General features: G+C 70.4%; 28 protein-coding genes. 9 read left to right on the top strand and 19 right to left on the bottom strand.

The annotated features are described in order from the left end of the window. Positions 1-2: 2 nt before the first annotated feature. Together FHP06_RS02530 and hrpA are read left to right on the top strand one after the other, a co-directional pair. On the top strand, positions 3-767 hold the full coding sequence (locus tag FHP06_RS02530; protein ID WP_147683440.1) for a CPBP family intramembrane glutamic endopeptidase: 765 nt from the start codon (positions 3-5) through the stop codon (positions 765-767). Then, the gene (hrpA, locus tag FHP06_RS02535; RefSeq protein WP_147683442.1) at positions 764-4375 is read left to right on the top strand and encodes an ATP-dependent RNA helicase HrpA; all 3612 of its coding nucleotides are present in this window, start codon (positions 764-766) and stop codon (positions 4373-4375) included. The genes FHP06_RS02530 and hrpA overlap by 4 nt, the downstream gene beginning before the upstream one ends. Positions 4376-4378: 3 nt before the next feature. Here hrpA and FHP06_RS02540 read toward each other — a convergent pair whose 3' ends face one another. Continuing rightward, positions 4379-4741, bottom strand: a complete 363-nt coding sequence (locus FHP06_RS02540; protein WP_147683444.1) for an FKBP-type peptidyl-prolyl cis-trans isomerase — start codon at positions 4739-4741, stop codon at positions 4379-4381. A gap of 54 nt (positions 4742-4795) precedes the next feature. Between FHP06_RS02540 and FHP06_RS02545 the strand changes: the two genes are divergently transcribed. Next, entirely contained in the window at positions 4796-5842 is a 1047-nt protein-coding gene (locus FHP06_RS02545) for a zinc-dependent alcohol dehydrogenase family protein (protein ID WP_147683446.1), read from the top strand. A 13-nt stretch (positions 5843-5855) separates the two neighbouring features. Here FHP06_RS02545 and FHP06_RS02550 read toward each other — a convergent pair whose 3' ends face one another. From FHP06_RS02550 to FHP06_RS02560, 3 genes are all read right to left on the bottom strand, one after another. Next, positions 5856-6311: a MarR family winged helix-turn-helix transcriptional regulator gene (locus tag FHP06_RS02550; RefSeq protein ID WP_147683447.1), complete on the bottom strand. Its 456-nt coding sequence runs from the start codon at positions 6309-6311 to the stop codon at positions 5856-5858. Between the two features lie 70 nt (positions 6312-6381). Then, positions 6382-7596, bottom strand: a complete 1215-nt coding sequence (locus FHP06_RS02555; protein ID WP_147683449.1) for an acyl-CoA dehydrogenase family protein — start codon at positions 7594-7596, stop codon at positions 6382-6384. 14 nt (positions 7597-7610) lie between these two features. Then, positions 7611-8918, bottom strand: coding sequence for an acyl-CoA dehydrogenase family protein (locus FHP06_RS02560; protein WP_230973382.1), 1308 nt, complete (start codon positions 8916-8918; stop codon positions 7611-7613). 168 nt (positions 8919-9086) lie between these two features. On the opposite strand from FHP06_RS02560, the gene def reads away from it, so the two are divergent. After that, entirely contained in the window at positions 9087-9683 is a 597-nt protein-coding gene (gene def / locus FHP06_RS02565; protein ID WP_147683451.1) for a peptide deformylase, read from the top strand. Between the two features lie 3 nt (positions 9684-9686). Here def and FHP06_RS02570 read toward each other — a convergent pair whose 3' ends face one another. Then, entirely contained in the window at positions 9687-10490 is an 804-nt protein-coding gene (locus tag FHP06_RS02570; RefSeq protein WP_222706325.1) for a TrmH family RNA methyltransferase, read from the bottom strand. 18 nt (positions 10491-10508) lie between these two features. Here FHP06_RS02570 and FHP06_RS02575 point away from each other — a divergent pair, with 18 nt between their 5' ends. Beyond that, entirely contained in the window at positions 10509-11036 is a 528-nt protein-coding gene (locus FHP06_RS02575) for a YbhB/YbcL family Raf kinase inhibitor-like protein (RefSeq protein WP_147683453.1), read from the top strand. Positions 11037-11104: 68 nt separating this feature from the next. Here the strand turns inward: FHP06_RS02575 and FHP06_RS02580 are convergent, their stop codons facing one another. Genes FHP06_RS02580 through FHP06_RS02590 form a run of 3 tightly spaced genes read right to left on the bottom strand, consistent with a single transcriptional unit; the run spans position 11105 to position 13472 of the window. Next, the gene (locus tag FHP06_RS02580) at positions 11105-12217 is read right to left on the bottom strand and encodes an SPFH domain-containing protein (RefSeq protein ID WP_147683455.1); all 1113 of its coding nucleotides are present in this window, start codon (positions 12215-12217) and stop codon (positions 11105-11107) included. Then, entirely contained in the window at positions 12217-12666 is a 450-nt protein-coding gene (locus FHP06_RS02585) for an NfeD family protein (protein ID WP_147683457.1), read from the bottom strand. Before FHP06_RS02585 ends, FHP06_RS02580 begins: the two co-directional genes overlap by 1 nt. Continuing rightward, on the bottom strand, positions 12663-13472 hold the full coding sequence (locus FHP06_RS02590) for an ABC transporter ATP-binding protein (protein ID WP_147683459.1): 810 nt from the start codon (positions 13470-13472) through the stop codon (positions 12663-12665). Before FHP06_RS02590 ends, FHP06_RS02585 begins: the two co-directional genes overlap by 4 nt. Before the next feature lie 92 nt (positions 13473-13564). Between FHP06_RS02590 and serB the strand changes: the two genes are divergently transcribed. Continuing rightward, positions 13565-14782, top strand: coding sequence for a phosphoserine phosphatase SerB (gene serB, locus FHP06_RS02595; protein WP_147683461.1), 1218 nt, complete (start codon positions 13565-13567; stop codon positions 14780-14782). 3 nt (positions 14783-14785) lie between these two features. On the opposite strand, the gene FHP06_RS02600 is transcribed toward serB, so the two are convergent. Next, on the bottom strand, positions 14786-15001 hold the full coding sequence (locus tag FHP06_RS02600; RefSeq protein ID WP_147683463.1) for a dodecin: 216 nt from the start codon (positions 14999-15001) through the stop codon (positions 14786-14788). Between the two features lie 54 nt (positions 15002-15055). Here FHP06_RS02600 and FHP06_RS02605 point away from each other — a divergent pair, with 54 nt between their 5' ends. Both FHP06_RS02605 and FHP06_RS02610 read left to right on the top strand, forming a co-directional pair. Further along, complete coding sequence (locus tag FHP06_RS02605) at positions 15056-15370, top strand: DUF3099 domain-containing protein (protein WP_147683465.1); 315 nt, start codon at positions 15056-15058, stop codon at positions 15368-15370. Then, the gene (locus FHP06_RS02610) at positions 15363-15563 is read left to right on the top strand and encodes an acetone carboxylase (protein ID WP_147683467.1); all 201 of its coding nucleotides are present in this window, start codon (positions 15363-15365) and stop codon (positions 15561-15563) included. The genes FHP06_RS02605 and FHP06_RS02610 overlap by 8 nt, the downstream gene beginning before the upstream one ends. Positions 15564-15622: 59 nt before the next feature. Here FHP06_RS02610 and moaA read toward each other — a convergent pair whose 3' ends face one another. Then, on the bottom strand, positions 15623-16609 hold the full coding sequence (gene moaA / locus FHP06_RS02615; RefSeq protein WP_222706326.1) for a GTP 3',8-cyclase MoaA: 987 nt from the start codon (positions 16607-16609) through the stop codon (positions 15623-15625). Positions 16610-16666: 57 nt separating this feature from the next. Between moaA and FHP06_RS02620 the strand changes: the two genes are divergently transcribed. After that, complete coding sequence (locus FHP06_RS02620; RefSeq protein WP_147683471.1) at positions 16667-17425, top strand: SURF1 family cytochrome oxidase biogenesis protein; 759 nt, start codon at positions 16667-16669, stop codon at positions 17423-17425. Here FHP06_RS02620 and abc-f read toward each other — a convergent pair. The 9 genes from abc-f to FHP06_RS02665 all read right to left on the bottom strand — a co-directional run bounded on the left by abc-f (position 17398) and on the right by FHP06_RS02665 (position 25588). Then, a complete protein-coding gene (abc-f, locus tag FHP06_RS02625; protein ID WP_147683473.1) occupies positions 17398-18996 on the bottom strand; it encodes a ribosomal protection-like ABC-F family protein in 1599 nt (532 codons plus the stop codon). The two genes, FHP06_RS02620 and abc-f, sit on opposite strands and share 28 nt — an antisense overlap. A gap of 102 nt (positions 18997-19098) precedes the next feature. Then, positions 19099-19464, bottom strand: coding sequence for a metal-sulfur cluster assembly factor (locus tag FHP06_RS02630; protein ID WP_147683475.1), 366 nt, complete (start codon positions 19462-19464; stop codon positions 19099-19101). After that, on the bottom strand, positions 19457-19912 hold the full coding sequence (sufU, locus tag FHP06_RS02635; RefSeq protein ID WP_147683477.1) for a Fe-S cluster assembly sulfur transfer protein SufU: 456 nt from the start codon (positions 19910-19912) through the stop codon (positions 19457-19459). Before sufU ends, FHP06_RS02630 begins: the two co-directional genes overlap by 8 nt. A gap of 11 nt (positions 19913-19923) precedes the next feature. Next, the gene (locus FHP06_RS02640) at positions 19924-21177 is read right to left on the bottom strand and encodes a cysteine desulfurase (RefSeq protein ID WP_147683479.1); all 1254 of its coding nucleotides are present in this window, start codon (positions 21175-21177) and stop codon (positions 19924-19926) included. After that, positions 21174-21965, bottom strand: a complete 792-nt coding sequence (sufC, locus tag FHP06_RS02645) for a Fe-S cluster assembly ATPase SufC (RefSeq protein ID WP_147683481.1) — start codon at positions 21963-21965, stop codon at positions 21174-21176. The genes FHP06_RS02640 and sufC overlap by 4 nt, the downstream gene beginning before the upstream one ends. Next, the gene (locus tag FHP06_RS02650; protein WP_147683483.1) at positions 21962-22291 is read right to left on the bottom strand and encodes a non-heme iron oxygenase ferredoxin subunit; all 330 of its coding nucleotides are present in this window, start codon (positions 22289-22291) and stop codon (positions 21962-21964) included. The genes sufC and FHP06_RS02650 overlap by 4 nt, the downstream gene beginning before the upstream one ends. After that, the gene (gene sufD / locus FHP06_RS02655; protein ID WP_147683485.1) at positions 22291-23457 is read right to left on the bottom strand and encodes a Fe-S cluster assembly protein SufD; all 1167 of its coding nucleotides are present in this window, start codon (positions 23455-23457) and stop codon (positions 22291-22293) included. Before sufD ends, FHP06_RS02650 begins: the two co-directional genes overlap by 1 nt. Then, the gene (gene sufB / locus FHP06_RS02660) at positions 23454-24890 is read right to left on the bottom strand and encodes a Fe-S cluster assembly protein SufB (RefSeq protein WP_147683487.1); all 1437 of its coding nucleotides are present in this window, start codon (positions 24888-24890) and stop codon (positions 23454-23456) included. Before sufB ends, sufD begins: the two co-directional genes overlap by 4 nt. Continuing rightward, positions 24887-25588 carry a helix-turn-helix transcriptional regulator gene (locus FHP06_RS02665; protein WP_147683876.1) on the bottom strand — a complete coding sequence of 234 codons (702 nt, stop codon included), beginning with the start codon at positions 25586-25588 and terminating at the stop codon, positions 24887-24889. Before FHP06_RS02665 ends, sufB begins: the two co-directional genes overlap by 4 nt. Positions 25589-25611: the final 23 nt, after the last annotated feature.

Here is a 25611-nt window from a genome sequence, read left to right on the forward strand (position 1 = left end):
CGGTGACCGCCGAGACTCCCCCGCGATCCGGACGGGTCCGGGCCGAGGTCTGGCTCGTCCTCGGGCTGTCGCTCGGGCAGTCGGCGGTCTACGCCGTCGTCAGTCTCGTCGCCGACCTCACCCGGGGGCCGATCCGGGACGCCACCGCCACGCTGAACAGCTCGCAGAGCGACCGCCAGTGGCTCGACGCCACCCTGCAGCTGCTCGGCATCGGATTCGCCCTCGTGCCCGTCGCGCTCGCGCTGTACCTCCTGAGCCTCGACGAGGACCGGCCGCCGGTGCTCGAGCGGCTCGGCCTGAGGATCGGCGACCCGAGGCGCGATCTTGTCCGCGGCGCTGGGCTGGCCGCGCTCATCGGGCTCCCCGGGCTCGGCCTGTACGCGGCGGGCCGCGCGCTCGGGGTGACGGCCGAGGTCGTCCCGGTGCCCGACACGACGTACTGGTGGACCGTCCCGATCCTCGTGCTCTCCGCCCTGCAGAACGCGCTCTCGGAGGAGATCATCGTCGTCGGGTTCCTGATGACGCGACTCCGCGAGCTCCGATGGGGTCCGTGGGCGGTGCTCGTCACCAGCGCCGTCCTGCGCGGCTCGTACCACCTCTACCAGGGCTTCGGACCGGCCGCCGGCAACGCCGTCATGGGCCTGGTCTTCGGCTACTGGTTCCAGCGCACCGGGCGCGTCCTGCCGCTCGTGGTCGCCCACGCGCTGCTCGACATCGTGGCGTTCGTCGGCTACCTGCTGTTCGCCGACTCCCTCGGACTGCGATGAGGATCGCGTACGACGAGGCGCTGCCGATCACGGCGCGCCGCGACGACATCACGACGGCTCTGCGCGACCACCAGGTCGTCGTGGTGGCCGGCGAGACCGGCTCGGGAAAGACCACGCAGCTGCCGAAGATGGCGTACGAGCTGGGAGCTCGCTCGATCGCCCACACCCAGCCGCGTCGGATCGCCGCTCGCTCGGTCGCACGGCGCATCGCGGACGAGTGCGACGTGGAGCTCGGCGCCGAGGTGGGCTACGCCGTCCGGTTCGACGACACGTCGCGCCGCGACACGGCCATCCGGCTCGTGACCGACGGCCTGCTGCTGTCGGAGATCCACCACGACCGCGACCTCCGTCGGTACGACACGATCATCGTCGACGAGGCGCACGAGCGGTCCCTGGCGATCGACTTCCTCCTCGGCTACCTGAAGCAGCTGCTCCCCCGCCGGACTGACCTGAAGGTCGTCATCACCTCGGCCACCATCGACGTCGACCGGTTCGCCGCGATGTTCGACGCGCCGGTGATCGAGGTGAGCGGCCGCACCTATCCGGTGGAGATCCGGTACCGGCCGCTCGCGGAGTCCGGCGACGACTGGCTGGACGGCATCTCCTCCGCGCTCGACGAGCTCCCTTCGACCGGCTCAGCGGACGGGGCTCCGGGCGACGTGCTCGTGTTCCTCTCCGGCGAGCGGGAGATCCGGGACGCCGCCGAGCACCTCGAAGGTCGCAAGCTCCCCCGCACCGAGGTCCTGCCGCTGTACGGGCGTCTGGCGGCGCACGACCAGCAGAAGATCTTCGCGCCGCACAGCGGGCGGCGCATCGTGCTGTCGACGAACGTGGCGGAGACGTCGCTGACCGTGCCCGGCATCCGGTACGTGATCGACCCCGGGCTGGCCCGCATCTCCCGGTTCAGCCAGCGGCTGAAGGTCCAGCGGCTGCCGATCGAGCCGATCTCGCAGGCCAGCGCCGCCCAGCGCGCCGGTCGCTGCGGACGCGTCGCCGACGGCATCTGCATCCGGTTGTACTCCGAGGAGGACCACGACGGCCGGCCCGAGTACACCGACCCGGAGATCCTGCGCACGAACCTGGCGTCGGTGCTGCTGCAGATGGCCGCCCTCGACCTCGGGTCCATCACCGAGTTCCCGTTCCTCGACCCGCCGGACTCCCGGGCGGTCAGCGACGGCGTGCAGCTGCTGCGCGAACTGGGAGCACTGTCGGAGAAGGATCGACTGACGAAGCTCGGCCGCACCATGTCGACGCTGCCGGTCGACCCACGGCTCGCGCGCATGCTGCTCGCCGCCGACCTGCTGGGCTGCCTGGCCGACGTCCTCGTCGTCGTCGCGGCGATGTCGATCCAGGACCCGCGCGAGCGTCCGCTCGAGAAGCAGCAGGCTGCCGACGAGAAGCACGCCCGGTTCCGGCAGCCCGACTCCGACTTCCTGTCCTGGCTCTCCCTCTGGACGTACCTGCGGGAGCAGCGGTCCGCGATGTCGCACTCGGCGTTCCGCCGGATGTGCCGTGACGAGTTCCTCCACTACCTGCGCATCCGGGAGTGGCACGACGTGCACTCCCAGCTCCGCCGCACCGCCAAGGACCTCGGCATGCGGCCCGGGCGGACGGGCGCCGACCCCGACCTCGTGCACCAGGCGCTGCTGACCGGCCTGTTGTCGCACATCGGCCTGCGCGACGCGGACGGCCGCGACTACCTCGGCGCACGCGGCGCGAAGTTCCGGATCTTCCCGGGGTCCGGCGTGGCGAAGAAGCCGCCGCGTTGGGTGATGGCCGGCGAGCTCGTCGAGACGACCCGGCTCTGGGGCCGCACGGTCGCGCGGATCCAGCCGGAATGGATCGAGAAGGCCGCGGGGCACCTGGTGAAGCGCCAGCACGCGGAGCCGCACTGGTCCGCCCGGCGCGGCGCCGCCATGGCCCGTGAGCGGGTGACGCTGTACGGCGTCCCGATCGTCGTCGACCGGCTCGTGCCGCTCGCGCGGGTCGACGCCTCTCTGGCCCGCGAGCTGTTCATCCGGCATGCCCTCGTGCAGGGCGAGTGGCGCACCCACCACGCCTTCTGGGCGCGCAACCAGGAGCTCATCGGCGAGGTCGAGGACCTGGAGGCGCGGCTGCGCCGGCCGGACCTCATGGTCGACGACGACGCGCTGTTCTCCTTCTACGACGCGCGGGTCCCGCCGGAGGTGGTGTCGACCCGCCACTTCGACGCGTGGTGGAAGCAGGCTCGCCGCGACCAACCGGACCTGCTCACCGTGGACCCCGCGATGCTGCTCGCCGACGAGGTCCCGGACGTCGAGGCGGAGTTTCCGAGCACGTGGCGCTCGGAGAGCGATGCGTACCACGTGACGTACGCGTTCGAGCCGGGATCGGCGGCCGACGGCGTGACGATCGACGTCCCGGTCACGGAGCTGCTGGCCTTCGACCCGACGCCCTTCCAGTGGAACGTGCCGGGCCGGCGCCTGGAGCTCGTCACGGCGCTCATCCGCACGCTGCCCAAGAACCTGCGTCGCCAGCTGGTGCCGGCGGCCGACCACGCGGCGCGGCTCCTGGAGGCGATGGACCAGGACGCACCGGACCTCACGGCCGAGCTGGCCCGACAGGTCCGGCGCAGCACCGGCACCGTCGTCGAGCCGACGGCTTTCGATCTGTCCGCCGTGCCGGAGCACCTGCGGGTGTCGTTCCGGGTCGTCGACGGCGACACGGAGCTCACCCGCGGCCGGGACGTCGAGGCCCTGCGCGCCGAGCTCGCACCGCGGCTGCGTGCCGGGCTCGAGGAGCAGGCGGCCGACCTCGAGCACTCCGGCATCACGAGCTGGGACGTCGGCACGATCGAGCGCACCATCACCGTCGGCCAGGTCACCGGGTACCCGGCCCTCGTCGACGACGGGTCGTCCGTCTCGATGCGCGTGCTGGACTCCGCGGTCGAGCAGGAGGTGGCGATGGTGCGCGGGCAGGCCCGCTTGCTCGCGCTGTCCCTGCCCACCGTCGTGCCGCAGATCGGGCGGACGCTCGACGTACGGCAGAAGCTGCTGCTGGCCACTGCTCCCTATGCCGATCCGGCCGCCGTCATCGAGGAGTGCCGGATCGCCGCGCTCGACCAGCTCGTCGCGGACCACGGCGTCGCCTGGGACGAGGCAGGCTTCGGCGCGCTGCGCGACGCGGTGCGGGCAGACGTCCATGACCTCACGGTCCGAGCCGTGAACGACGTCATCGCGGCGATGGCGAAGCTGGCCGAGGTCATCCCGGACGACTCCCCCGCCGGCGAGGACGTCCGCGTCCAGCTGTCCTGGCTCGTCCATCCCGACCTCGTCCGCGAGATGGGCACGCAGCGTCTGCCGCGGCTGGCGCTCTATCTCGAGGCGGCACGGCGGCGGCTCCAGGCACCCACCACGGAGCCCGTGCTGGCGCTCTACGAGCTGGAGGCGCGGTTCCACGACCACGCGTCGAGGCTTCGGCCGTGGCAACGCCTCGCGCCCGCCGTGCAGCACGTGCGCTGGGCCCTGGAGGAGCTCCGGATCAGCCTGTTCGCGCAGGGGCTCGGCACCGCGTTCCCGGTGTCGGTCAAGCGCGTGACGAGGCTCGTGGACGACCTCGTCGGTCGCTGAGGATCAGCCGACGCCGATCAGGTCGATCACGAAGACCAAGGTCTTGCCGGACAGGCGGTGTCCGCCGCCCGCGGGGCCGTAGGCGAGCTCCGGCGGGCAGACGAGCTGCCGGCGACCGCCGACCTTCATGCCCGGGATGCCCTGCTGCCAGGCGCCGATCAGCTGGGGCAGCGGGAAGCGCGCCGACTGGCCGCGGTCCCACGAGGCGTCGAACTGCTCGCCGGTGTCGAACTCGACCCCGACGTAGTGGACGTCGACGACGCCACCGGGCTGGGCCTCGGGACCGTCACCGACGACGAGGTCGGTGATCTGGAGCTCGGTGGGCGCGGGGCCCTCGATGAAGTCGACTTCAGGCTTGGAGGTCATGCGTCGATCCTGTCACGTCGCGCCCGGCACCCGGCACGCTGGTACAACTGCCTCATGCGTGCCACCGTGCTCCACTCCCCCCGGGACATCCGGCTCGACGACGTCCCCGACCCGCAGCTCGCGCTCGACACCGACGCCGTCGTGCGCGTGGTCGCCGCGTGCATCTGCGGCTCCGACCTCTGGCCGTACCGCGGCATCAACGAGGTGGACGAGCCGCGGCGCATCGGCCACGAGTTCGTCGCCGTCGTCGAGGAGGTCGGGGCCGACGTCTCCACCGTCCGCCCGGGCGACTTCGTGATCGCGCCGTTCATGTACAGCGACAACACCTGTGCGCTCTGCCGCCGCGGCGTGCACACCTCCTGCGTCCAGGGCGGCTTCTGGGGCGGTGACGACCACGCGGGTCACTTCGTCGACGCCGGCCAGGGCGAGCGGGTCCGCGTCCCCCTCGCGGACGGCACGCTGGTGGCCACTCCGTCGGTGCCCGGCGAGGACCTCGTCCCACACCTGCTCGCCCTCTCCGACGTGTTCCCCACGGGACACCACGCCGCCGTCAGCGCCGGTGTGACCGAGGGCAGCACCGTCGCGGTCGTGGGCGACGGCGCGGTCGGTCTCTCCGCCGTGCTGGCCGCCAAGCGCCTCGGCGCGGCGACCGTCGTGGCGATGTCGCGACACGCCGACCGCCAGGAGCTCGCCCGGTCCTTCGGGGCCGACGAGATCGTCGCCGAGCGCGGCAAGGAGGGCGCGGCGATCGTCCGCGAGATGCTCGACGGCATCGGCGCCGACCACGTCCTGGAGTGCGTCGGCACCGGCGACAGCATGAAGCAGGCGCTCGCCTGCACCCGGCCCGGCGGGCGGGTCGGCTACGTCGGCGTGCCGCACGACGTCCAGCTCAACGTCCCCTCCATGTTCGGCCGGAACATCGGCCTGGCCGGAGGAGTCGCCCCGGTGCGGGCGTACCTCGACGAGCTGCTGCCCGAGGTGCTCGACGGCACGCTGCGCCCCGGCGCCGTGTTCGACCTGACGCTGCCCCTCGACCAGGTGGCCGACGGCTACCGGGCCATGGACGAGCGCACCGCCGTCAAGACGCTGCTGACGGTGTGAGCGGGCCGGGAACCTAGCTGCGGGGCGTCTGCTCCGCGGCGGCGTTGAGTCGCGCCAGCTGGCGCGCGAACGTCTGCACGTCCGTCTCCGTCCAGTCGGACAGCAGCTCGCCGAACCACGCATAGTTGCGTTTCCGGAACGCCTCGAGCTGGGACCGTGCCGACGGGGGCACGGACAACAGCTGCGCACGCCCGTCGGACGGGTGCTGGACCCGTTCGATCAGGCCGAGACGCTCCAAGGTCGACACCCCTCGACTGACCGTGGACTTGTGCACCCGCATGCCTTCGGCAAGATCGGACGCTCGCACGCCCCCCTGGGCATCGGCGATGCCGATGAACAGCAGGAACGTGTTGTAGTCGAGATCCTCGTGGATCTCGTGCAGCCGGCTCATGGCTTGGTCCCGAACCCGACGGAAGAACCGGGTCAGCTCGTAGTCCACGTCGTACCCAGTGGACTGTTCTGGGGTCATGTGAACATCGTAGGGAAACCCTGGTCCGATCGGTTTTCAAATGCCGCGAAATAGGCCGGCGTGACTAGTGTCACCTGAGCTGGGTGGACGTGAGGTTGAGCAGCCGCCGCGCGACGATGAGCTGCTGGATCTGCTGCGTGCCCTCGAAGATGTCCAGGATCTTGGAGTCCCGGGACCACTTCTCGAGCAGCTCCGTCTCGCTGTAGCCCAGCGTCCCGGCCAGCTCGACGCACCGCAGGGTGATGTCGTTGCCGACCCGGCCCGCCTTCGCCTTGGCCATCGAGGCCTCCATGGAGTTGGGCTTGCGGTTGTCCGCCAGCCACGCCGCGGTGAGGGTGAGCAGCAGGGCTGCCTCCCAGTCGGCCTCCATCTGGATGTAGGTGGCCGCGGCGTGCGACTGCAGCGCCGCAGGGCGGTCGTAGTCGATCTCGATGCCCTGCTCCTCGAGCAGGTCCCGCACGACCTCGAGCGAGGCCCGGGCGCAGCCGACTGCCATGCCCGCGACCAGCGGCCGCGTGTTGTCGAACGTCGCCATGGCGCCGGCGAAGCCCTGCTTGGTGTCGATCTCCGGGCTGCCGAGGAGGTTCTCGGCCGGGACGCGGCAGTTCTCGAGCACGATCACGGCGGTGTCGGAGGACCGGATCCCGAGCTTGTGCTCCAGCCGCTCGACCCGGATGCCGGGCAGCGACTTGGGCACGACGAACGACTTGATCGCCGCACGGCCGAGGCTCTTGTCGAGCGTCGCCCACACGACCACGGAGTCGGCGCGCTCACCGGAGGTGACGAAGATCTTCTCGCCGTTCAGGACGTACTCGTCGCCGTCCTTGACCGCCGTCGTGGTGATCGCTGCGGAGTCCGAGCCGAAGCTCGGCTCGGTGATGGCCATGGCGGCCCAGGTGCCCTTGAACTTCTCCAGCTGCTCGTCCGTGGCGACGGACGCGATCGCGGAGTTGCCCAGGCCCTGACGCGGCATCGAGAGGAGCAGGCCGACGTCACCCCAGCACATCTCGATGATCGAGAGGACGGACGACATGTTGGTGCCGTTCTTGACCTTGCCCTTCTCGTCGCCGTTCTCGTCGCGCCGGACGCCGGCGGCGCCAGCACCCTGGCTCTGGCCGGAGTCGCTCATGCCGTCGACGAGCGACGCGAGCAGGTCGAGCTCCTTGGGGTAGGCGTGCTCGGCGAGGTCGTACTTGCGCGAGTTGCTGCGCAGGAAGTTGTCGGCGACCTGGTTGGCCTGCTGCACGAACAGGCGGAACTTCTTCGGGGTCTCGAGATTGATCATCGTGGTGTCCGCCCTCAGACGAGGACTGCTCCTTCCATGAGGCCGACGGCACGCAGGTCGCGGTACCACCGCTCGACCGGGTGCTCCTTCACGAAGCCGTGGCCGCCGAGCAGCTGGACGCCATCGGTGCCGATCTTCATGCCGTGCTCACCGGCCAGCCGCCGGGCGAGCGCGACCTGGCGGCCGATGTCCATGCCCTGCTCGGCCTGCGACGCGGCCCGAAGCGTGGTCAGGCGCATGCCCTCGAGCTCGATCGCGATGTTCGCGACCATGAACGCGACGGCCTGGCGGTGGGCGATCGGCTCGCCGAACGCCTCGCGGGTCTTCACGTACTCCGACGTGTAGTCGAGCACGGCCTTGCCGGTGCCCAGGGCGAGCGCCGCCCACCCGAGACGGGACAGACGGACGCACTCGCGGTAGTCGTCGGCCGTCCCGAGGAGCGCGGACTCCGGGACGGTGACGCCGTCGAGCTGGAGCCGGCTGAGCGCTGCCGCGCGCAGGCCCATGCCCGGGTCGGCCTTCACGCCGACGCCGGAGGTGCTCGCCTCGACCACGAAGAGCCGGGACTCGCCGTCCAGCGAGGCGCCGACGACGAACAGCTCGGCCTCCGAGCCGCGGACGGCGGCGGACTTCAGGCCGTCGAGCACGTATCCGTCGGCCGTCTTGGTGGCGGTGGTCTGCAGCGCGAACGGGTCGAACAGGGCCCGCGGCTCCGCGAGCACGAGCGCGGCGGCCGGGACGTCGTCACCGGTGAACGCCGGCAGGTACGTCTGCTGCTGCTCGTCCGTGCCCCACAGCGAGATCGCGGTGGCCACGGCGGCGGGCGCGAGGCACGCGACGGCCTGGCCCATGTCGCCCTCGGCCAGAGCCTCGGCGACGAGGACGCCCGTCACGGCCGAGCGCTCCTCGGACAGCCCACCGAGAGACTCCGGGATGTTGAGGAGGGTCAGCCCGAACTCCGAGGTCTGGGCGAGCACCTCCTTGGAGGTGTCGGTGGCCGTGTCCGCGTCGGCGGCACCGGGACGCAGCACCTCGGCGGCGAACTCACGCACGACGCCGACGATCATCTCCTGGTCCTCGGTGGGCGTGAGGTCGAAGACGCCGGCGTCCGGCGCCGAGCTCTGACGCTTCGGCTTGCCCGAGCCCTTGACCCGCTTGAACGTGCGGGCTGCTGCTCCGGCGGCCTGGAAGCCGCCCTTGGCGCCTTGGTACACGGCGCGCTCGGTCGCCTTGCGGAGGCCGAGCTTGTCGATGGCCGGCGAGCTGGCGATGCGGTTCAGCACTGCCAGGCCGATGCCCATGGGGTCCTTGCGATTGGCCACGGAAAGCTCCTCGTGAACGAAGACGGTCGTCCGTCCATCCCCGAGTGTAACTCCGAGTTGCAGTTCGCATACCCAAGGTATCCAAGATCACGTCAGGCACCCGGGCTCGCCGCGCGCCACACGCCGGATAGCGTGGGTCCGCGGACCACCGACCGAGGAGAACGACGCGTGCCAGCCCAGCAGTCCCGGCCCCTGCCCGGAGGCGGAAGCGTCCGCCCGATCACGCGGTGGGGCGACCCGGTGATGCACCGCGAGCTGGCCGACGTCACCACGTTCGACGACGACCTGCTCGTCCTGGTCCGCGACATGGTGGCCACGATGCACGCCGCGAACGGTGTCGGCCTGGCCGCGAACCAGGTCGGTGTCGACCTGAAGGTGTTCGTCTTCGACTGCCCGGACGCCGACGAGGTTCACATCACCGGCGTGGTGTGCAATCCCGTCCTCACCCTCCCCACGGGCAAGGAGCGCGAGCTCGACGAGGCCGACGAGGGCTGCCTCTCGCTGCCCGGCGCCTTCACCGCCTGCTCGCGGCCCGACTCGTCCGTCGTGCGCGGGTTCGACGAGAAGGGCGAGCCCGTCGAGTTCGTCGGCACAGGACTGCTCGCCCGCTGCCTGCAGCACGAGACCGACCACCTGTTCGGCACCGTCTTCGGGGACCGGCTCCCCGAGCGGTCCCGCAAGCGCCTGTACAAGCAGCACAAGGAGCTCGCGCACCAGTTCCCGGACGACTGGCCCGTCTCGCCGATGGTGCCTGACTCGGAGTAGCGGTCAGCGCGGCCGCAGGTGCCAGCAGGCCACTGCGACGGACGCCGCGACGTTGAGGGAGTCGATCCCCTCGGCCATCGGGATCGTCACGCGCAGGTCGGCCTCCCGCTGCCAGTGCTCGGTGAGGCCATGGCCCTCTCCCCCGACGACGATCGCCAGGCGGTCGACGTCCGCGGGGACCGAGTCGAGCGGCACAGCGTCGTCGGCAAGCGTCATCGCGTAGGTGGTGAAACCGGCGTCCCGGAGCAGGTCCGGCCCGGCGTACCAGTCGTCGAGGCGGGCGTACGGGAGCCGGAACACCGCGCCCATCGCGACCTTGACGGACCGCCGGTAGAGGGGGTCCGCGCAGCGCGGCGACAGCAGGACGGCGTCCAGTCCGAGCGCCGCCACGGTGCGGAAGACCGCCCCGATGTTCGTGTGGTCGACCAGGTCCTCCAGCACGACGATGCGTCGCGCCGTGCGGAGCACGTCCTCGACGGCCAGAGGTTCCGGACGCTCCAGCGCCGCCAGCGCACCACGATGCACGTGGAAGCCGGTCAGCTCCTCGATGAGGCCCTCGTCCAGGACGAAGCAGGGGACGTCGCTCGCGTCCAGGACGTCGGCCAGCGTGTCGAGCCAGCGCGGAGCCATCAGGAACGAGAGCGGCCGGTGCCCGGCCTCGACGGCCCGCCGCACGACCTTCTCGCCCTCGGCGAGGTAGATGCCACGCTCGGCCTCCAGGCTGGACCGGAGCTGGACGTCGCGCAGGTGGACGTAGTCGCGGAGCCGTGGATCGGTGAGGTCATCCACGTGTGTCGTCACGGCCACCGCACTAGCGTAGGCAGCATGAGCCTCGATCGACCTGTGACCCCGGACCCGTACCCGCTGCTCCCCCAGGTGGACTCGTTCACCGTCACGAGCGTGGACGTCAGCGACGGACAGCCCCTGAAGGACGACCAGGTGAACGCCTTCGGTGACACCTCGCCGCAGCTCTCGTGGAGCGGCGCTCCCGAGGGCACCCAGTCGTTCGTCGTCACCTGCTTCGACCCGGACGCACCGATCGTCTCCGGCTTCTGGCACTGGGTCGCCGTCGACATCCCCGCCGACGTGACGTCGCTCGACACCGGCGCCGGCGCCTCCGACGACTCACTGCCCGGCGACGCGTTCCACGTGCGCAACGACGGCGGGGGCCACGGCTTCATGGGCGCGGCTCCGCCCGAGGGCGACCAGGTGCACCGCTACTTCTTCGTGGTGCACGCGGTCAAGGAGCCCACGCTCGGCGTCGACGCCGACGCGTCACCGGCCGTGGTGGGCTTCAACCTCGCGTTCAAGACGCTGGGCCGCGCCATCATCCACGGCACGTACCAGCACTGACGGACGTTGAGCTGGGGGCACCTCCCGCGGGCATGCCCGTGGGGGCGCGAAGCGTCCTTTCGACAAGCTCAAGGACCGGTCGGTGGCTCTCCCTCATCCGCCGGCGGAGCGTCGCTCGGCGCTGTTGCGGATCCGCCCAGACGCCCGCCCGGGCCCTCGGCGTCCTTGGCCGCCTCGAGCGCCTGCTCCACGGCGGCCTGGGTGCCGGCGTCCTCGTCGGCCTCCTCCGCGACAGGCTCCTCGATGTCGACGCGGTGCTTGCTCCCGCCGCCGTCGACCGGGATCTTCCCGATCGTGCCACCCAGGGTTCCCAGCGCCTTGGTGAGCTCGGCCGGGATGATCCACGTCGAGGCGTTCTCGCCGTTGGCGATCTTCGGCAGGGTCTGCAGGTACTGGTACGACAGCAGCTTCTGGTCCGGGTTGCCGTCGTGGATGGCCTGGAAGACGTTCAGGATGGCCTGCGCCTCGCCCTGGGCCCGCAGGATGGCGGCCTGACGGTCGGCCTGCGCGTTGAGGATCTGCGCCTGCTTCTGGCCCTCGGCGGTCAGGATGCGCGACTGCTTGTCGCCCTCGGCCGACAGGATCGCCGACTGACGCTGACCCTCGGCGTTGAGGATGGCGGCGCGCTTGTCGCGCTCGGCGCGCATCTGCTTCTCCATCGCGTCGATGATGGACGGCGGCGGGTCGATGCCCTTCAGCTCGACGCGGTTCACGCGGATGCCCCACTTGCCGGTGGCGCCGTCGAGCTCGCCGCGCAGGCCGGAGTTGATCTGGTCGCGGCTGGTCAACGCGTGCTCGAGGGTCATGCCGCCGATGATGTTGCGGAGCGTCGTCATGGTGAGCTGCTCGATCGCCTGGATGTAGTTGGCGATCTCGTACGTGGCCGCCACGGCGTCGGTGACCTGGAAGTAGATGACCGTGTCGATCGAGACCGTCAGGTTGTCCTCGGTGATCACCGGCTGGGGCGGGAACGACACGACCTGCTCGCGCAGGTCGATCATGTAGCGCACCTTGTCGATGAACGGCAGCACGATGTTCAGGCCGGCCGGGAGCGTGGTGCGGTACTTGCCGAAGCGCTCGACGATGCCGGCCCGCGCCTGCGGGACGATCTTGATCGTCATCGACAGGACGACCACCGCCAGGACGGCGACGAGGATGAGGAAGACGGAGATGGTGGACATCAGGACTCCTTGGCGGTGACGACGGCCGTGGCGCCGTCGATGCGGACGACGCTGACCCACGCGCCGGTGTCGAAGGTGTCTGGGCCGTCGGTGCGGGCCGACCAGATCTCGCTGGCGAGACGGATCCGGCCGTCGGTGCTGGTCACCGGCTCGACGACCTCGGCGTCGCGCCCGACGAGGTTCTGGTGGCCGGTGGTGAGCGTGGGGCCGGCGTGCAGCTTCGCGACGATCGGCGGACGGGCGAAGAACAGCAGCGCGACCGAGACGATGACGAAGACCAGCAGGGCGAGCCAGAACGGCCCGCCGGCCGCGGCCACCAGGGCTCCCGCGAGCGCTCCGAGCGCGAACATCAGCAGCACGAGGTCCAGGCTCATCAGCTCGACGACGGACAGCAGGACCGCGACACCGACCCAGGTGACCCACGCGTGGTCAGTCATCCAGTCGATCATGTGACCCTCCTTCGCCGCCCGTAGGCCGAGCGTCGTGCCGTGTAGCGCCCGTCGTCGACGCCCAGCTCCAGTGTCATGCCGAAGGTACGCCCCAACGAGTCCGCTGTGAGCGTCTCCGCCAAAGGTCCTTGGGCGACCACCTTGCCGTCGCGGAGCATCAGCACGTGCGTGAAACCGCGCGGGATCTCCTCGACGTGGTGGCTCACCATCACGAGCACGGGTGCGTCGTCGGACGCGGACAGGACCTCGAGGCTGGCCAGCAGGTCCTCGCGCGCGCCGAGGTCGAGGCCGGCGCCCGGCTCGTCGAGCAGGAGGAGCTCCGGGTCGGTCATCAGCGCGCGGGCGATCAGCGTCCGCTTGCGCTCGCCCTCCGACAACGTGCCGTAGGTGCGGTTGGCCAGGGCGGTGATGCCGAGCTCGCCCATGATCTGGTCGGCACGGGCGAGGTCCTCGCGGTCGTACTCCTCACGCCAGCGGCCCAGGACGCCGTGCGCCGCTGACATCACGGCGTCGCGCACGGACTCCCGCGGCGGGATGCGCTCGGCGACGGCCGTGCCGGTGTGGCCGATGCGGGTGCGCAGGTCGAAGACGTCGACCTCACCCAGCCGGCGGCCGAGGATCTCGGCCTCGCCGGACGACGGGAACATCGTGGCGCCGATGATCTGCATCAACGTGCTCTTGCCGGCGCCGTTCGCCCCGAGGACGACCCAGCGCTCCCCCTCGTGCACGGTCCAGGAGACGTTCTCCAGGAGCAGCTTGCCGGGTCGTACGACACTCACTTCCGAGAGCGCGAAAGCCGGCGGCATGCAGTCCTCCCTCATACAGGTCCGAGTGAGGCCAACCTATCGCCCGGCGTCACACGCTCGGTGCCTGCCCGCTCGCGATAACCTCAGGCGCGATGACTGCAGACATGGAGGGCCACGTCCCCGCCGTCCACCTCACCGACCCGACCGTGCTGGTCACGCTCACCGGTGCGGACCAGAGCGGTGTCTCCACGCGGCTCTTCGAGAGCCTTGCGGCGTTCGACCTGGAGGTCATCGACGTCGAGCAGCTCGTCGTCCGCGGCCGGCTGATGCTCAGCGCGCTCGTCACCGCACCGGAGGACGTCGCCGCGCTCGAGCGCACCGCCCGTGAGGTGGGCGAGCAGTTCGATCTCGACGTCGAGATCGAGCAGGGCACGGGCGACAACCGGCCCCGACGCATCGGCCGCGGCCAGGTGACGATCCTGGGCCACCCGCTGCGTCCCGCCGCGATGGCGGCCATCACCGAGCGGATCAAGGAGGCCGGCGGCAACATCGACCGCATCCTGCGCCTGGCCCGCTACCCCGTCACCGCACTGCGGCTGGAGGTCTCCGGCGCCGACCCGGACGTCCTCCAGGCCGACCTCGCCGCTGCCGCGTTCGAGCACGGCGTCGACATCGCCGTCGAGGAGCGCGGGATCCTGCGGCACGCCCAGCGGCTGGTGGTGATGGACGTCGACTCCACGCTCATCCAGGGCGAGGTGATCGAGATGCTCGCCGAGCACGCCGGCTTCGGGTCGGAGGTGGCCGCGATCACCGAGTCGGCGATGCGCGGCGAGCTGGACTTCGAGGAGTCGCTGCGGGCGCGGGTCGCCCTGCTGAAGGGCGTGCCCGCCTCCGCGCTCGACGAGGTGGCTGCCTCGCTGGAGTACACGCCGGGAGCCCGCACCATGGTCCGGACCCTCAAGCGCCTCGGCTACCGATTCGCGCTGGTCAGCGGCGGTTTCACCGCGATCATCGACCGTATCGCCGACGAGCTGGGCATCGACTACGTCGCCGCGAACGACCTCGAGGTCGCGGAAGGCCGGCTCACCGGCCAGGTGCTGGGCCAGGTCGTCGACCGCGCCGGCAAGGCCGAGGCGCTGCGTCGGTTCGCGGCCGAGGCCCGCATCCCGGTCAAGAACACCGTGGCCATCGGCGACGGGGCGAACGACCTCGACATGCTGGCCGCCGCCGGGCTGGGGATCGCGTTCAACGCGAAGCCGCTGGTCCGCGACCAGGCGCGCACGTCGGTGAACGTCCCGTACCTGGACTCGATCGTCTACCTGCTCGGCATCACGCGCGAGGAGGTCGAGGCGGCCGACGCCGCCGACTAGGTCCTACTCGTCGTCCTCGAGGCGGAAGCCGAGCTTCATCGTCACCTGGTAGTGCGAGACCTCGGTGTCGGTGATCTGGCCGCGGATGCCCTCGACCTCGAACCAGTCGAGGTGGCGCAGCGTGCGGCCCGCACGCTGGATGCCGTTCTCGATGGCCTCCGTGACGCCCTCGGGCGACGTGCCGACGATCTCCGTGACGCGATAGGTGCGGTTGCTCATGCGCCCATCATGCCGCCAAGGGCGGCCCGAGGTGCACGAGCGTAGGCTGGAGGCATGGCGAACGACCGCGACGACGATCAGGTCTTCTCGATCACGTCCGCGCGGTCCGGGCACAGCGACGACCTCGGATCACGCGAGAAGCGCTACGCCATCTCCATGGGCATCCGCACCTTGTGCTTCGTCGGCGCCATCATCGCCTGGCAGACCATCGGCGGCTGGGTGCCGTGGCTGCTGCTGGTCGGAGCGGTCGTGCTGCCGTACACGTCGGTCGTCCTGGCCAACGCCGGCGTGCGGCAGAGGGGCGAGGGCGACAACCTCATGAAGCCCGAGCCGTACGGCACGCTGGGGCCCGGCTCGCCCGATGACTGACGCCCTGATCTGCTCGTCGAAGGGGTGCACGAGCCCCGCGGTGCACCAGATCGAGTGGAACAACCCGAAGATCCACACGCCGGACCGTCGCAAGGTGTGGCTGGCCTGCGACGAGCACGAACCCACGTTGCGCTCGTTCCTCGACGCCCGCGGCTTCTACAAGGACACCGTCCCCGTCGACCGCAATATGTGACGCTCAGGGCGTTATCCAGCGCTCATGACGCCTTGAGCGTCACATTTCGCGAAGACCCGTCAGCCGCCGATGGACGACATCGGGCGCGCCGGCTGGAGGAAGCTCGGGTCGTCGATGCCGTGGCCGGGCAGCTTGGCCGCCATGGCGGCGATCCAGCGCTCGGCGAGCTCGTCGTCCGAGGCGCCGGCACGGAGCGGGGTGCGGAGGTCCGACTCCTCGCGCGCGAAGAGGCAGTTTCGCACCTGGCCGTCCGCCGTGAGCCGGACGCGGTTGCAGTCGCCGCAGAACGGGCGCGTGACCGACCCGATGATGCCGACGGTGTGCGGACCGTCGTCGACGAGGAACTTCTCGGCCGGCGCGGAGCCGCGTCCGTCCAGCGGCGTCAGCGTGAACTCCTGCTCGAGCTGCGTCAGGATCTCGTCGGCGGTGACCATGGCGTCGCGCTGCCAGCCGTGCTGGGCGTCCAGCGGCATCTGCTCGATGAACCGCAGCTCGTAGGCATGCTTCATGCACCATCGGAGCAGGTCAGCGGCCTCGTGGTCGTTGATGCCGCGGAGCAGGACGGCGTTCACCTTTACCGGTGTGAGACCCGCGTCGGCCGCGGCGGCGAGACCGGCGACGACGTCGTCGAGCCGGTCGCGGCGTGTGATCTGCTCGAACGTCGCGGGGTCGGTGGTGTCGAGGCTGATGTTGACGCGATCGAGCCCGGCGTCGGCCAGCGCCTGGGCCACGTGCTTCAGCCCGAGGCCGTTGGACGTGATGGCGGTGCGCGGCGACGGGTGCAGCGCCTTGGTGGCGGCGATGATGGCCGGCAGGCCGCGTCGCAGGATCGGCTCTCCCCCGGTGAACCGGACGTCGGTGATGCCGAGCCGCTCGACGCCGATCGTGAGGAGCCGCATGAGCTCGTCGTCGGTGAGCGTGTCCTCGGTGGGCATCCAGTCGAGCCCCTCGGCCGGCATGCAGTACTGGCAGCGCAGGTTGCACCGGTCGGTGAGGGAGACCCGCAGGTCCGTCGCCACGCGTCCGTGCGAGTCGACGAGCTCCATGTCTCCAGGGTAGGGGGTGAGACCCGATCGTGAGGATGACCGCACTACCGTCAGAGCGTGCCCCGGTTCCTGCTGACGCGTCGCTGGATCGGCTTCGCCCTCTTCGTCATCGTGCTCGCCGGGGTCTGCACGCGCCTGGGCTTCTGGCAGATCCATCGGCTCGAGCACCGGCTGGACTCCAACAAGGTCACCCGGCAGCACTTCGCGTCCGATCCCGCGCCGCTCGACCAGGTCGTGGCCCGCGGCAAGGTCGTCCCGGACGACCAGCAGTGGCGCCGGGTCACCGCCACGGGCACGTACGACGTCGACCACCAGGTCACGGTGAAGTTCATGACGCGGGACGGGGCGCCCGGCGTCGACGTCGTCACGCCGCTCGTCCTCGCCGACGGCACCGCCGTGCTCGTCGACCGTGGCTGGATGGCTGCCGACAACACCGGCGACCGCCCGAGCTCGATCGCCGCTCCCCCGTCCGGGACAGTCACCGTCACCGGGTGGCTCCGGCCGAACAACGGTGCAGGCCGGGACGCCGTGACCCCGAACGACGGACAGGTACGGGCGATCTCGAGCGCCGGCCTGGCGTCCTTCGTCGGGCGCGAGCTCCGGGACGGCTTCCTCAACCTCCGCTCACAGTCGCCGAAGGCGGCGGAGTCGCTGGAGCTCGAGCCCAAGCCCGACCTCGGCCAGGGACCGCACTTCTTCTACGCGCTGCAGTGGTGGTTCTTCGCCCTGCTCGCCCTGTCAGGGTACGTCTACTTCGCCGTCGTGGAGCGGCGCGAGGAGCGTCAGGCTCAGGCCAGGGAGACCAGGTCGGCGTAGTCGTCGTTCCAGAGGTCCTCGTCGCCGTCCGGGAGGAGCAGGACGCGGTCCGGCTCCAGCGCCGCCACGGCGCCCTCGTCGTGCGTGACCAGCACGATCGCGCCGGTGTACGAGCGGATGGCCGCCAGCACCTCCTGGCGTGACGCGGGGTCGAGGTTGTTGGTGGGCTCGTCGAGCAGCAGGACGTTGGCGCTGGAGACGATGAGGCCGGCGAGCGCGAGCCGCGTCTTCTCGCCGCCAGAGAGCACAGCAGCGGGCTTCGCGGTGTCGTCGCCGCTGAACAGGAACGACCCGAGCACGCTGCGGGCCTGCGTGTCGGTGAGCGACGGCGCGACGGCCTGCAGGTTCTCCAGCACGGTGCGGCTGGTGTCGAGGGTCTCGTGCTCCTGGGCGTAGTAGCCGATCCGCAGGCCGTGCCCGGGGATCACCTCGCCCGTGTCGCCGGGCTCCAGGCCGCCGAGGAGGCGCAGCAGAGTGGTCTTGCCGGCGCCGTTCAGGCCGAGCACCACGACGCGGCTGCCGCGGTCGATGGCCAGGTCGACGTCGGTGAAGACCTCCAGCGAGCCGTAGGACTTCGACAGCCCGCGGGCCATCAGCGGGGTCTTGCCGCAGGGTGCCGGGTCCGGGAACGCGATGCGTGCGACCTTGTCCTGCGCCCGCTCCTCCTCCAGGCCCGCCATCATCTTCTCGGCGCGCTTGAGCATGCTCTGCGCGGCCGACGCCTTGGTGGCCTTGGCCCGCATCTTGTTCGCCTGCGCGGTGAGCTGCTCGGCCTTCTTGGTGATGTTGGCGCGCTCGCGACGTCGCCGGTGCTCGTCGGCCTCGCGCTGCGTGAGGTACTGCTTCCAGCGCATGTTGTAGACGTCGATCGTCGCGCGGTTCGCGTCGAGGTAGAGCACCCGGTTCACGGTCTCCTCGACGAGTGCGACGTCGTGGCTGATCACGACGAGGCCGCCTGAGAAGTCCTGCAGGAAGCCGCGCAGCCAGAGGATGGAGTCGGCGTCCAGGTGGTTGGTGGGCTCGTCGAGCAGCAGCGTGTCGGCGTCGGAGAACAGGATCCGCGCGAGCTCGATGCGACGCCGCTGGCCGCCGGACAGCGTGCTCAGCGGCTGCTCGAGCACGCGCTCGGGCAGCCCGAGGTTGGCGGCGATCGTGGCGGCCTCGGACTCGGCCGCGTAGCCGCCGCCGGCGCCGAAGTCCGCGTCCGCCCTGGCGTACCGCTTCATCCCCTGCTCGGCGACCGCCGGGTCGTCCGACGCCATCTCGGTCTCGGCCTGCCGCATCCGGGCCAGGGCGTCGTCGAGACCGCGGGCGGAGAGGATGCGGTCGCGCGCCGTGACGCTGGTGTCACCGGTGCGCGGGTCCTGGGGCAGGTAGCCGATCGTGCCGGTGGACGTGATCGTGCCCGCGGCCGGCCTCCCGTCGCCGGACAGCATGCGGGTGAGCGTCGTCTTGCCCGCGCCGTTGCGGCCCACCAGACCGACCTTGTCGCCCTTGTTGACCCGGAACGACACGTCCGACATCAGCACGCGCGCGCCGAAGCGCAGCTCGACGTTCGAGACGGTCAGCATGAGGGTCTTTCAGGAGTGGGTCAGGGACGTCGCTTCGACAAGCTCAACGACCGAGGCTCGGCCAAGCACACGGTCCTTGAGCTTGTCGAAAGGACGATTCAGTCAGCCGACATTGAATCCAAGAGCGCGGAGCATCTCGCGGCCGTCGTCGGTGATCTTGTCCGGGCCCCACGGGGGCATCCAGACCCACTCGATGCGGAAGTCGTTGACGATCCCGTCCAGGGCGGAGCGGGTCTGGTCCTCGATCACGTCCGTGAGCGGGCAGGCGGCGGACGTGAGCGTCATCGACAGCACGGTGTTGCTGTGCTCGTCGACGTCGACGCCGTAGACCAGGCCGAGGTCGACGACGTTGATGCCGAGCTCGGGGTCGACGACGTCCTTCATCGCCTCGATCACGTCGTCCTTCGTGGTGGCGGTACCCACGGGGGATCCGGTGTCGACGTCAGGCAGGTCTGAGTGGTCAGGCATCGGTCTTCTCCTCGATGTCGAGAGCTTGGGAGGTGGCGTCCTTGAACGCCATCCACGAGAGCAGGGCGCACTTGATGCGTGCGGGGAACTGGGCGACGCCGGCGAACGCGATGCCGTCCTCGAGCCGGTCCTCGTCGGGCTCGACCTGGCCGCGGCCCTGCATCAGCGTGGTGAAGTCGTCGAGCAGGCCCATGGCCTCGCCGACCGGCTTGCCGATCACGAGGTCGTTGAGCACGGAGGCCGACGCCTGGCTGATGGAGCAGCCCTGAGCGGCGTAGGACACGTCGGAGACGGTCTCGCCGTCGAGGTGCACGCGCAGCGTGATCTCGTCGCCGCACGTGGGGTTGACGTGGTGCACCTCGGCCTCGAAGGGCTCACGGAGCCCGGCCCCGTGCGGGTTCTTGTAGTGGTCCAGGATGATCTCCTGGTACAGCGCGTCGACGTCCATGGCTCCCCCTCTCAGACTCCGAAGTACTGCTTCGTGTGGTGCAACGCATCCACGAGCGCATCGATTTCCTCGGGCGTCGTGTACAGGTAGAACGACGCGCGGGTGGTGGACTGGACGCCGAACCGCTGGTGCGCGGGCTTGGCGCAGTGGTGGCCCGCACGGACCGCGACGCCCTTGGAGTCGAGCAGCTGCGCGACGTCATGCGGGTGCACGCCGTCGAGCGTGAAGCTCACCGCTCCGCCGCGGTCGACGGCCTCCTTCGGGCCGACGATCGTGAGACCGTCGATCTCCTGCAGGCGACCGAGCGCGTAGGCGGTGATCTCCCGCTCGTGCGCGGCGATGTTCTCCATGCCGATGGCCGACAGGTAGTCGACGGCCGCGCCGAGACCTACGGCCTGGGCGATCGGCGGCGTGCCGGCCTCGAACCGCGCGGGCGGCGGGGCGTACGTGGAGCGCTCCATCGTGACCGTCTCGATCATCTCGCCACCCCCGAGGAACGGCGGGAGCTCAGCGAGCAGGTCGTGACGGCCCCAGAGCACGCCGATGCCGGTGGGCCCGACCATCTTGTGGCCGGTGAAGGCGACGAAGTCGGCGCCGAGCGCGGCGACGTCGACCGGCAGCTGCGGCACGGCCTGCGAGGCGTCGACGACGACGAGCGCGCCGACCTCGTGGGCCCGTCGGATGACGGGCTCGAGCGGGTTGACCGACCCGAGCATGTTCGAGACCCAGGCCAGCGACACCACGGCGGTGCGCTCGGTGATCAGCGTGTCGAGGTCGTCGAGGTCGAGCCGGCCCTCGTCGGTGAGGCCGAACCAGCGCAGCGTGGCGCCCGTGCGCTCGGTGAGCAGCTGCCACGGGACGATGTTGGAGTGGTGCTCCATCTCGGTGATCACCACGTCGGCGCCCTCGCGGACCCGCCCGGCGTCGCCCAGGACGCGGGCCACCAGGTTCAGCGCCTCGGACGCGTTCTTGGCGAACACGACCTCCTCGCGGCGCGGTGCCCCGATGAAGGTGGCCACCTTGGTGCGGGCGTCCTCGAACGCGCCGCTGGCCTCCGCCCCGAGCTGGTGCATCGCGCGGGCGACGTTGGCGTTGTGCAGGCGGTAGTGCTCGTCGAGCGCCTCGATGACCTGCGCCGGCTTCTGCGACGTGTTGGCACTGTCGAGGTAGACCAGCGGGAGGTCCCCGGCCAGGCGTCGGCCCAGGATCGGGAAGTCCTCCCGGATCCTGGCGACGTCGTAGGTGACGGGGTCCACGACGGTCATGCCTGGGCAGCCGCCCCCGCGCCGGCAGGCGCATCAGATCGCCGGGTGTACTTGTCGTAGCCCTCGGCCTCGAGCTGGTCGGCCAGCTCGCGGCCGCCCTGCTCGGCGACGCGACCGGCGACGAACACGTGGACGAAGTCGGGCTTGATGTACTGCAGGATGCGCGTGTAGTGCGTGATCAGCAGGACGCCGCGGTCACCCTGCGCGGTGTACCGGTTCACCCCGTCGGAGACGACGCGCAGGGCGTCGATGTCGAGGCCGGAGTCGGTCTCGTCGAGCACCGCGAACTTGGGGTTCAGCAGCTCGAGCTGGGCGATCTCGTGGCGCTTCTTCTCGCCGCCGGAGAATCCCTCGTTGACCGAGCGCTGGGCGAACGACGGGTCGAGCGTCATGCGCTCGAGCGCGCTGTTGACGTCCTTGACCCACGTGCGCAGCTTCGGGGCCTCGCCGTCGATGGCGGTCTTGGCCGTGCGCAGGAAGTTCGCGACGGAGACGCCGGGCACCTCGACCGGGTACTGCATGGCGAGGAACAGGCCGGCGCGGGCGCGCTCGTCGACGGTCATGCTGAGGATGTCCTGGCCGTCGAGCGTCACCGAGCCCTTGGTGATCGTGTACTTCGGGTGGCCGGCGATCGAGTAGGCGAGCGTCGACTTGCCCGAGCCGTTCGGGCCCATGATCGCGTGCACCTCGCCGGTGTTCACCGTGAGGTCGACGCCGCGGAGGATCTCCTTGTCGCCGTCCTCGGTGGCGACCGAGACGTGCAGGTCCTTGATGTCCAGGGTGGTCATGCGTTCAGCTCCTGTGCCGGGGACAGGTCCACGAGGACCTGCTCCCCCTCGATGGTCGTGGGGTAGGTCTGGACCGGCTCGGTGGCCGGAAGGTTGACGGGCTTGCCGGTGCGGAGGTCGAAGCGCGAGCCGTGCAGCCAGCACTCGATCTCACATCCCTCCACCTCGCCCTCGGAGAGCGGGATGGCGGCGTGCGAGCACTCGTCGGCGATCGCGTAGACGGTGTCGCCGTCGCGCACCAGGGCGATCTCGACGCCGTCGACGACGACGGCGAGCGCGCCGCCCTCGGGGACGTCGGCGAGCGGTGCCGCAGGAACGGCAGGCATCAGCCGATCCGCCCCACGTGCTCGGCGAGCTCGTCCTCGATGGCCTCGACGAGGCGCTCCTGCAGGGCCGGCACGCCGATGCGGCGGATGACGTCGTTGAAGAAGCCGTGCACGACGAGACGCCGTGCCTCCTCCTCCTCGATGCCGCGGCTCTGCAGGTAGAACAGGTGCTGGTCGTCGAAGCGGCCGGTGGTGGACGCGTGGCCGGCGCCGTCGATCTCGCCGGTCTCGATCTCCAGGTTCGGCACCGAGTCGGCCTTGGCACCGTCGGTGAGCACGAGGTTGTCGTTCTGCTCGAACGTGTCGATGCCCTCGGCGACCTTGCGGATCAGGACGTTGCCGATCCACACCGTGTGCGCGTCCTGGCCCTGCAGCGCGCCCTTGTACTCGACGTTGCTGCGGGTCTTGGGTGCCGTGTGGTCGACGAAGAGGCGGTGCTCGAGGTGCTGGCCGGCGTCGGCGAAGTAGACGCCGAGCAGGTCGACGCTGCCGCCGGTGCCGACGTAGTCGGCCGACGTGCTGGCGCGCACGACGTCGCCGCCGAGCGTGACGGCCACGTGCTTGAGCGACGCGTCGCGGCCGACGCGCGAGTGCTGGCTGACGACGTGCACGGCGTCGTCGGCCCAGTCCTGCACGGTGACGAGAGTCAGCTGGGCGCCGTCGTCGAGGACGACCTCGATGTTCTCGGCCCAGGTGGCGGACCCGGCGTACTCGACCACGACGACGGCGTGGCTGAACGCACCCGCCCGGACGAGCAGGTGGCCGGCGGCCGCGTGCTCGACGCCGGAGCCGGTGAGGCGCACGACCGTGGGGGTCTCGGTGACCAGGTCCTTGGGGACGGTGATCTCGAAGACCGATGTGGCGGCCTGCCAGGCGCGGGCCGAGACGCGGTCGACCGGCACGTAGCCGGACGCGCCGCGTGCGGAGTCGGCGACGGGCACCGAGACGGCCGTGACGCCGTCAGCGGCTTCCACGTCGACCGTGAACGCGGCGCCGTCGAGCGGCGCGTCCTGGTGCAGGCCGCGGAGCCGCTTGAGCGGGGTGAACCGCCAGATCTCCTCCAGGCCCGTGGGGACCGGGTGGTCGTCGACCTCGAAGGACCCCTCCGGATGCAGGTGGGACTCGACGTGCTCGAGCTCGAGCGCGTCAGCGATGGTGGTGCTCAACCGACGGCTCCTTCCATCTGCAGCTCGATGAGCCGGTTCAGCTCGAGGGCGTACTCCATCGGGAGCTCCTTGGCGATGGGCTCGATGAAGCCGCGGACGATCATCGCCATGGCCTCGTCCTCCTCCATGCCGCGGGACATGAAGTAGAAGAGCTGGTCGTCGCTGAGCTTGGAGACCGTGGCCTCGTGGCCGAGCGTGACGTCGTCCTCGCGCACGTCGACGTACGGGTACGTGTCGGAGCGGCTGATCTGGTCGACGAGCAGGGCGTCGCACTTGACCGTGCTGGCCGAGCCCTCGGCGCCCTCAAGCACCTGGAGCAGGCCGCGGTACGACGTGCGGCCGCCGCCACGCGCGACCGACTTGCTCAGGATCGAGCTCGACGTGTTGGGCGCGGCGTGCACCATCTTGGCGCCGGCGTCCTGGTGCTGGCCCTCGCCGGCGAACGCGACCGACAGGGTCTCGCCGCGGGCGTGCTCGCCGAGCAGGTAGACCGCCGGGTACTTCATGGTGACCTTGGAGCCGATGTTGCCGTCGACCCACTCCATGGTGGCGCCCTCCTCGCAGGTGGCGCGCTTGGTGACCAGGTTGTACACGTTGTTCGACCAGTTCTGGATGGTCGTGTACCGCACGCGGGCGTTCTTCTTGACGACGATCTCCACGACCGCGGAGTGCAGCGAGTCGCTGGAGTAGATCGGCGCGGTGCAGCCCTCGACGTAGTGCACGTAGGAGCCCTCGTCGGCGATGATCAGCGTCCGCTCGAACTGGCCCATGTTCTCGGTGTTGATGCGGAAGTAGGCCTGCAGCGGGATGTCGACGTGGACGCCCGGCGGGACGTAGATGAACGAGCCGCCGGACCACACGGCGGAGTTCAGCGCGGAGAACTTGTTGTCGCCGACCGGGATGACGGTGGCGAAGTACTCCTGGAAGATCTCCGGGTGCTCCTTGAGCGCCGTGTCCGTGTCCAGGAACAGGACGCCCTGCTCCTCCAGGTCCTCGCGGATCTGGTGGTAGACGACCTCGGACTCGTACTGGGCGGCGACGCCGGCGACGAGGCGCTGCTTCTCCGCCTCGGGGATGCCGAGCTTGTCGTAGGTGTTCTTGATGTCCTCGGGCAGCTCTTCCCAGCTGGTGGCCTGCTTCTCCGTGGACCGCACGAAGTACTTGATGTTGTCGAAGTCGATGCCGTCGAGCTCCGCGCCCCAGGTGGGCATGGGCTTGCGCTCGAAGAGGCGCAGGCCCTTCAGCCGCAGGTCGAGCATCCACTCCGGCTCGTCCTTGAGTCCGGAGATGTTGCGCACGACGTCCTCGCTCAGGCCGCGGGCCGCGATGGCACCGGCCTCGTCGGAGTCGGCCCAGCCGAAGGCGTAGCGCCCGACGTCCTTGAGGCCGGGGTTCGCCTCCTCGATGGCGTTGGTCTCGTGCGTCGTGGTCATGAACGCAACCTCTCTGAGTCAGCCCTGGGATCCGGGCGGGTGGTCTGGTGCGGCAGGTGGGTGGTGCAGACGCCGTCGCCGTGGGCGATCGTCGCGAGTCGTTGGACGTGGGTGCCGAGCAGCCGGGAGAACATCTCGGTCTCGGCGTCGCACAGCTGCGGGAACTCCCCCGCGACGTGCGCGACCGGGCAGTGGTGCTGGCAGATCTGCTCGCCGGACGTCGTCGAGCCTACGGACGCCGCATAGCCGTCGGTGGTGAGCGCGTCAGCCAGCACCTTGGCGCGGTCGGCGGGCTTCGCCTTCTCCACGAGGGGCCGGTAGGTCTCCTCGAGCTCGGCGATGCGGCGCCGGGCGAACTCGGCCACGGCCTCGTCTCCCCCGGTCTGCTGCAGGAAGCGCATCGCCTCGGCGGCGAGCGCGTCGTAGGCGTGACCGAAGTGGTCGCGGCCGGCGTCGGTGATGACGAAGACCTTGGCGGGGCGGCCGCGGCCGCGGTGGCCGCGGATGCGCTTGTCGCGCGCCTCGACGACGCCGTCGGCCAGCAGCTGGTCGAGATGGCGGCGCACGGCCGCGGGGGTCAGCCCGAGGTTCTCGGCGAGATCGGCAGCCGTGGACGGCCCGTTCTCGAGGATCGCCGTGGCCACGCGCTCACGGGTGGGCGCGTCGTCGACGACCGACGACACCTGGTCCTCCCGCATGTTTTTCACAACACCAGTGTGCC

Origin of the sequence: Aeromicrobium terrae (assembly GCF_008039565.1) — a bacterium.
In the GTDB taxonomy this organism is placed as follows: domain Bacteria; phylum Actinomycetota; class Actinomycetes; order Propionibacteriales; family Nocardioidaceae; genus Aeromicrobium; species Aeromicrobium terrae.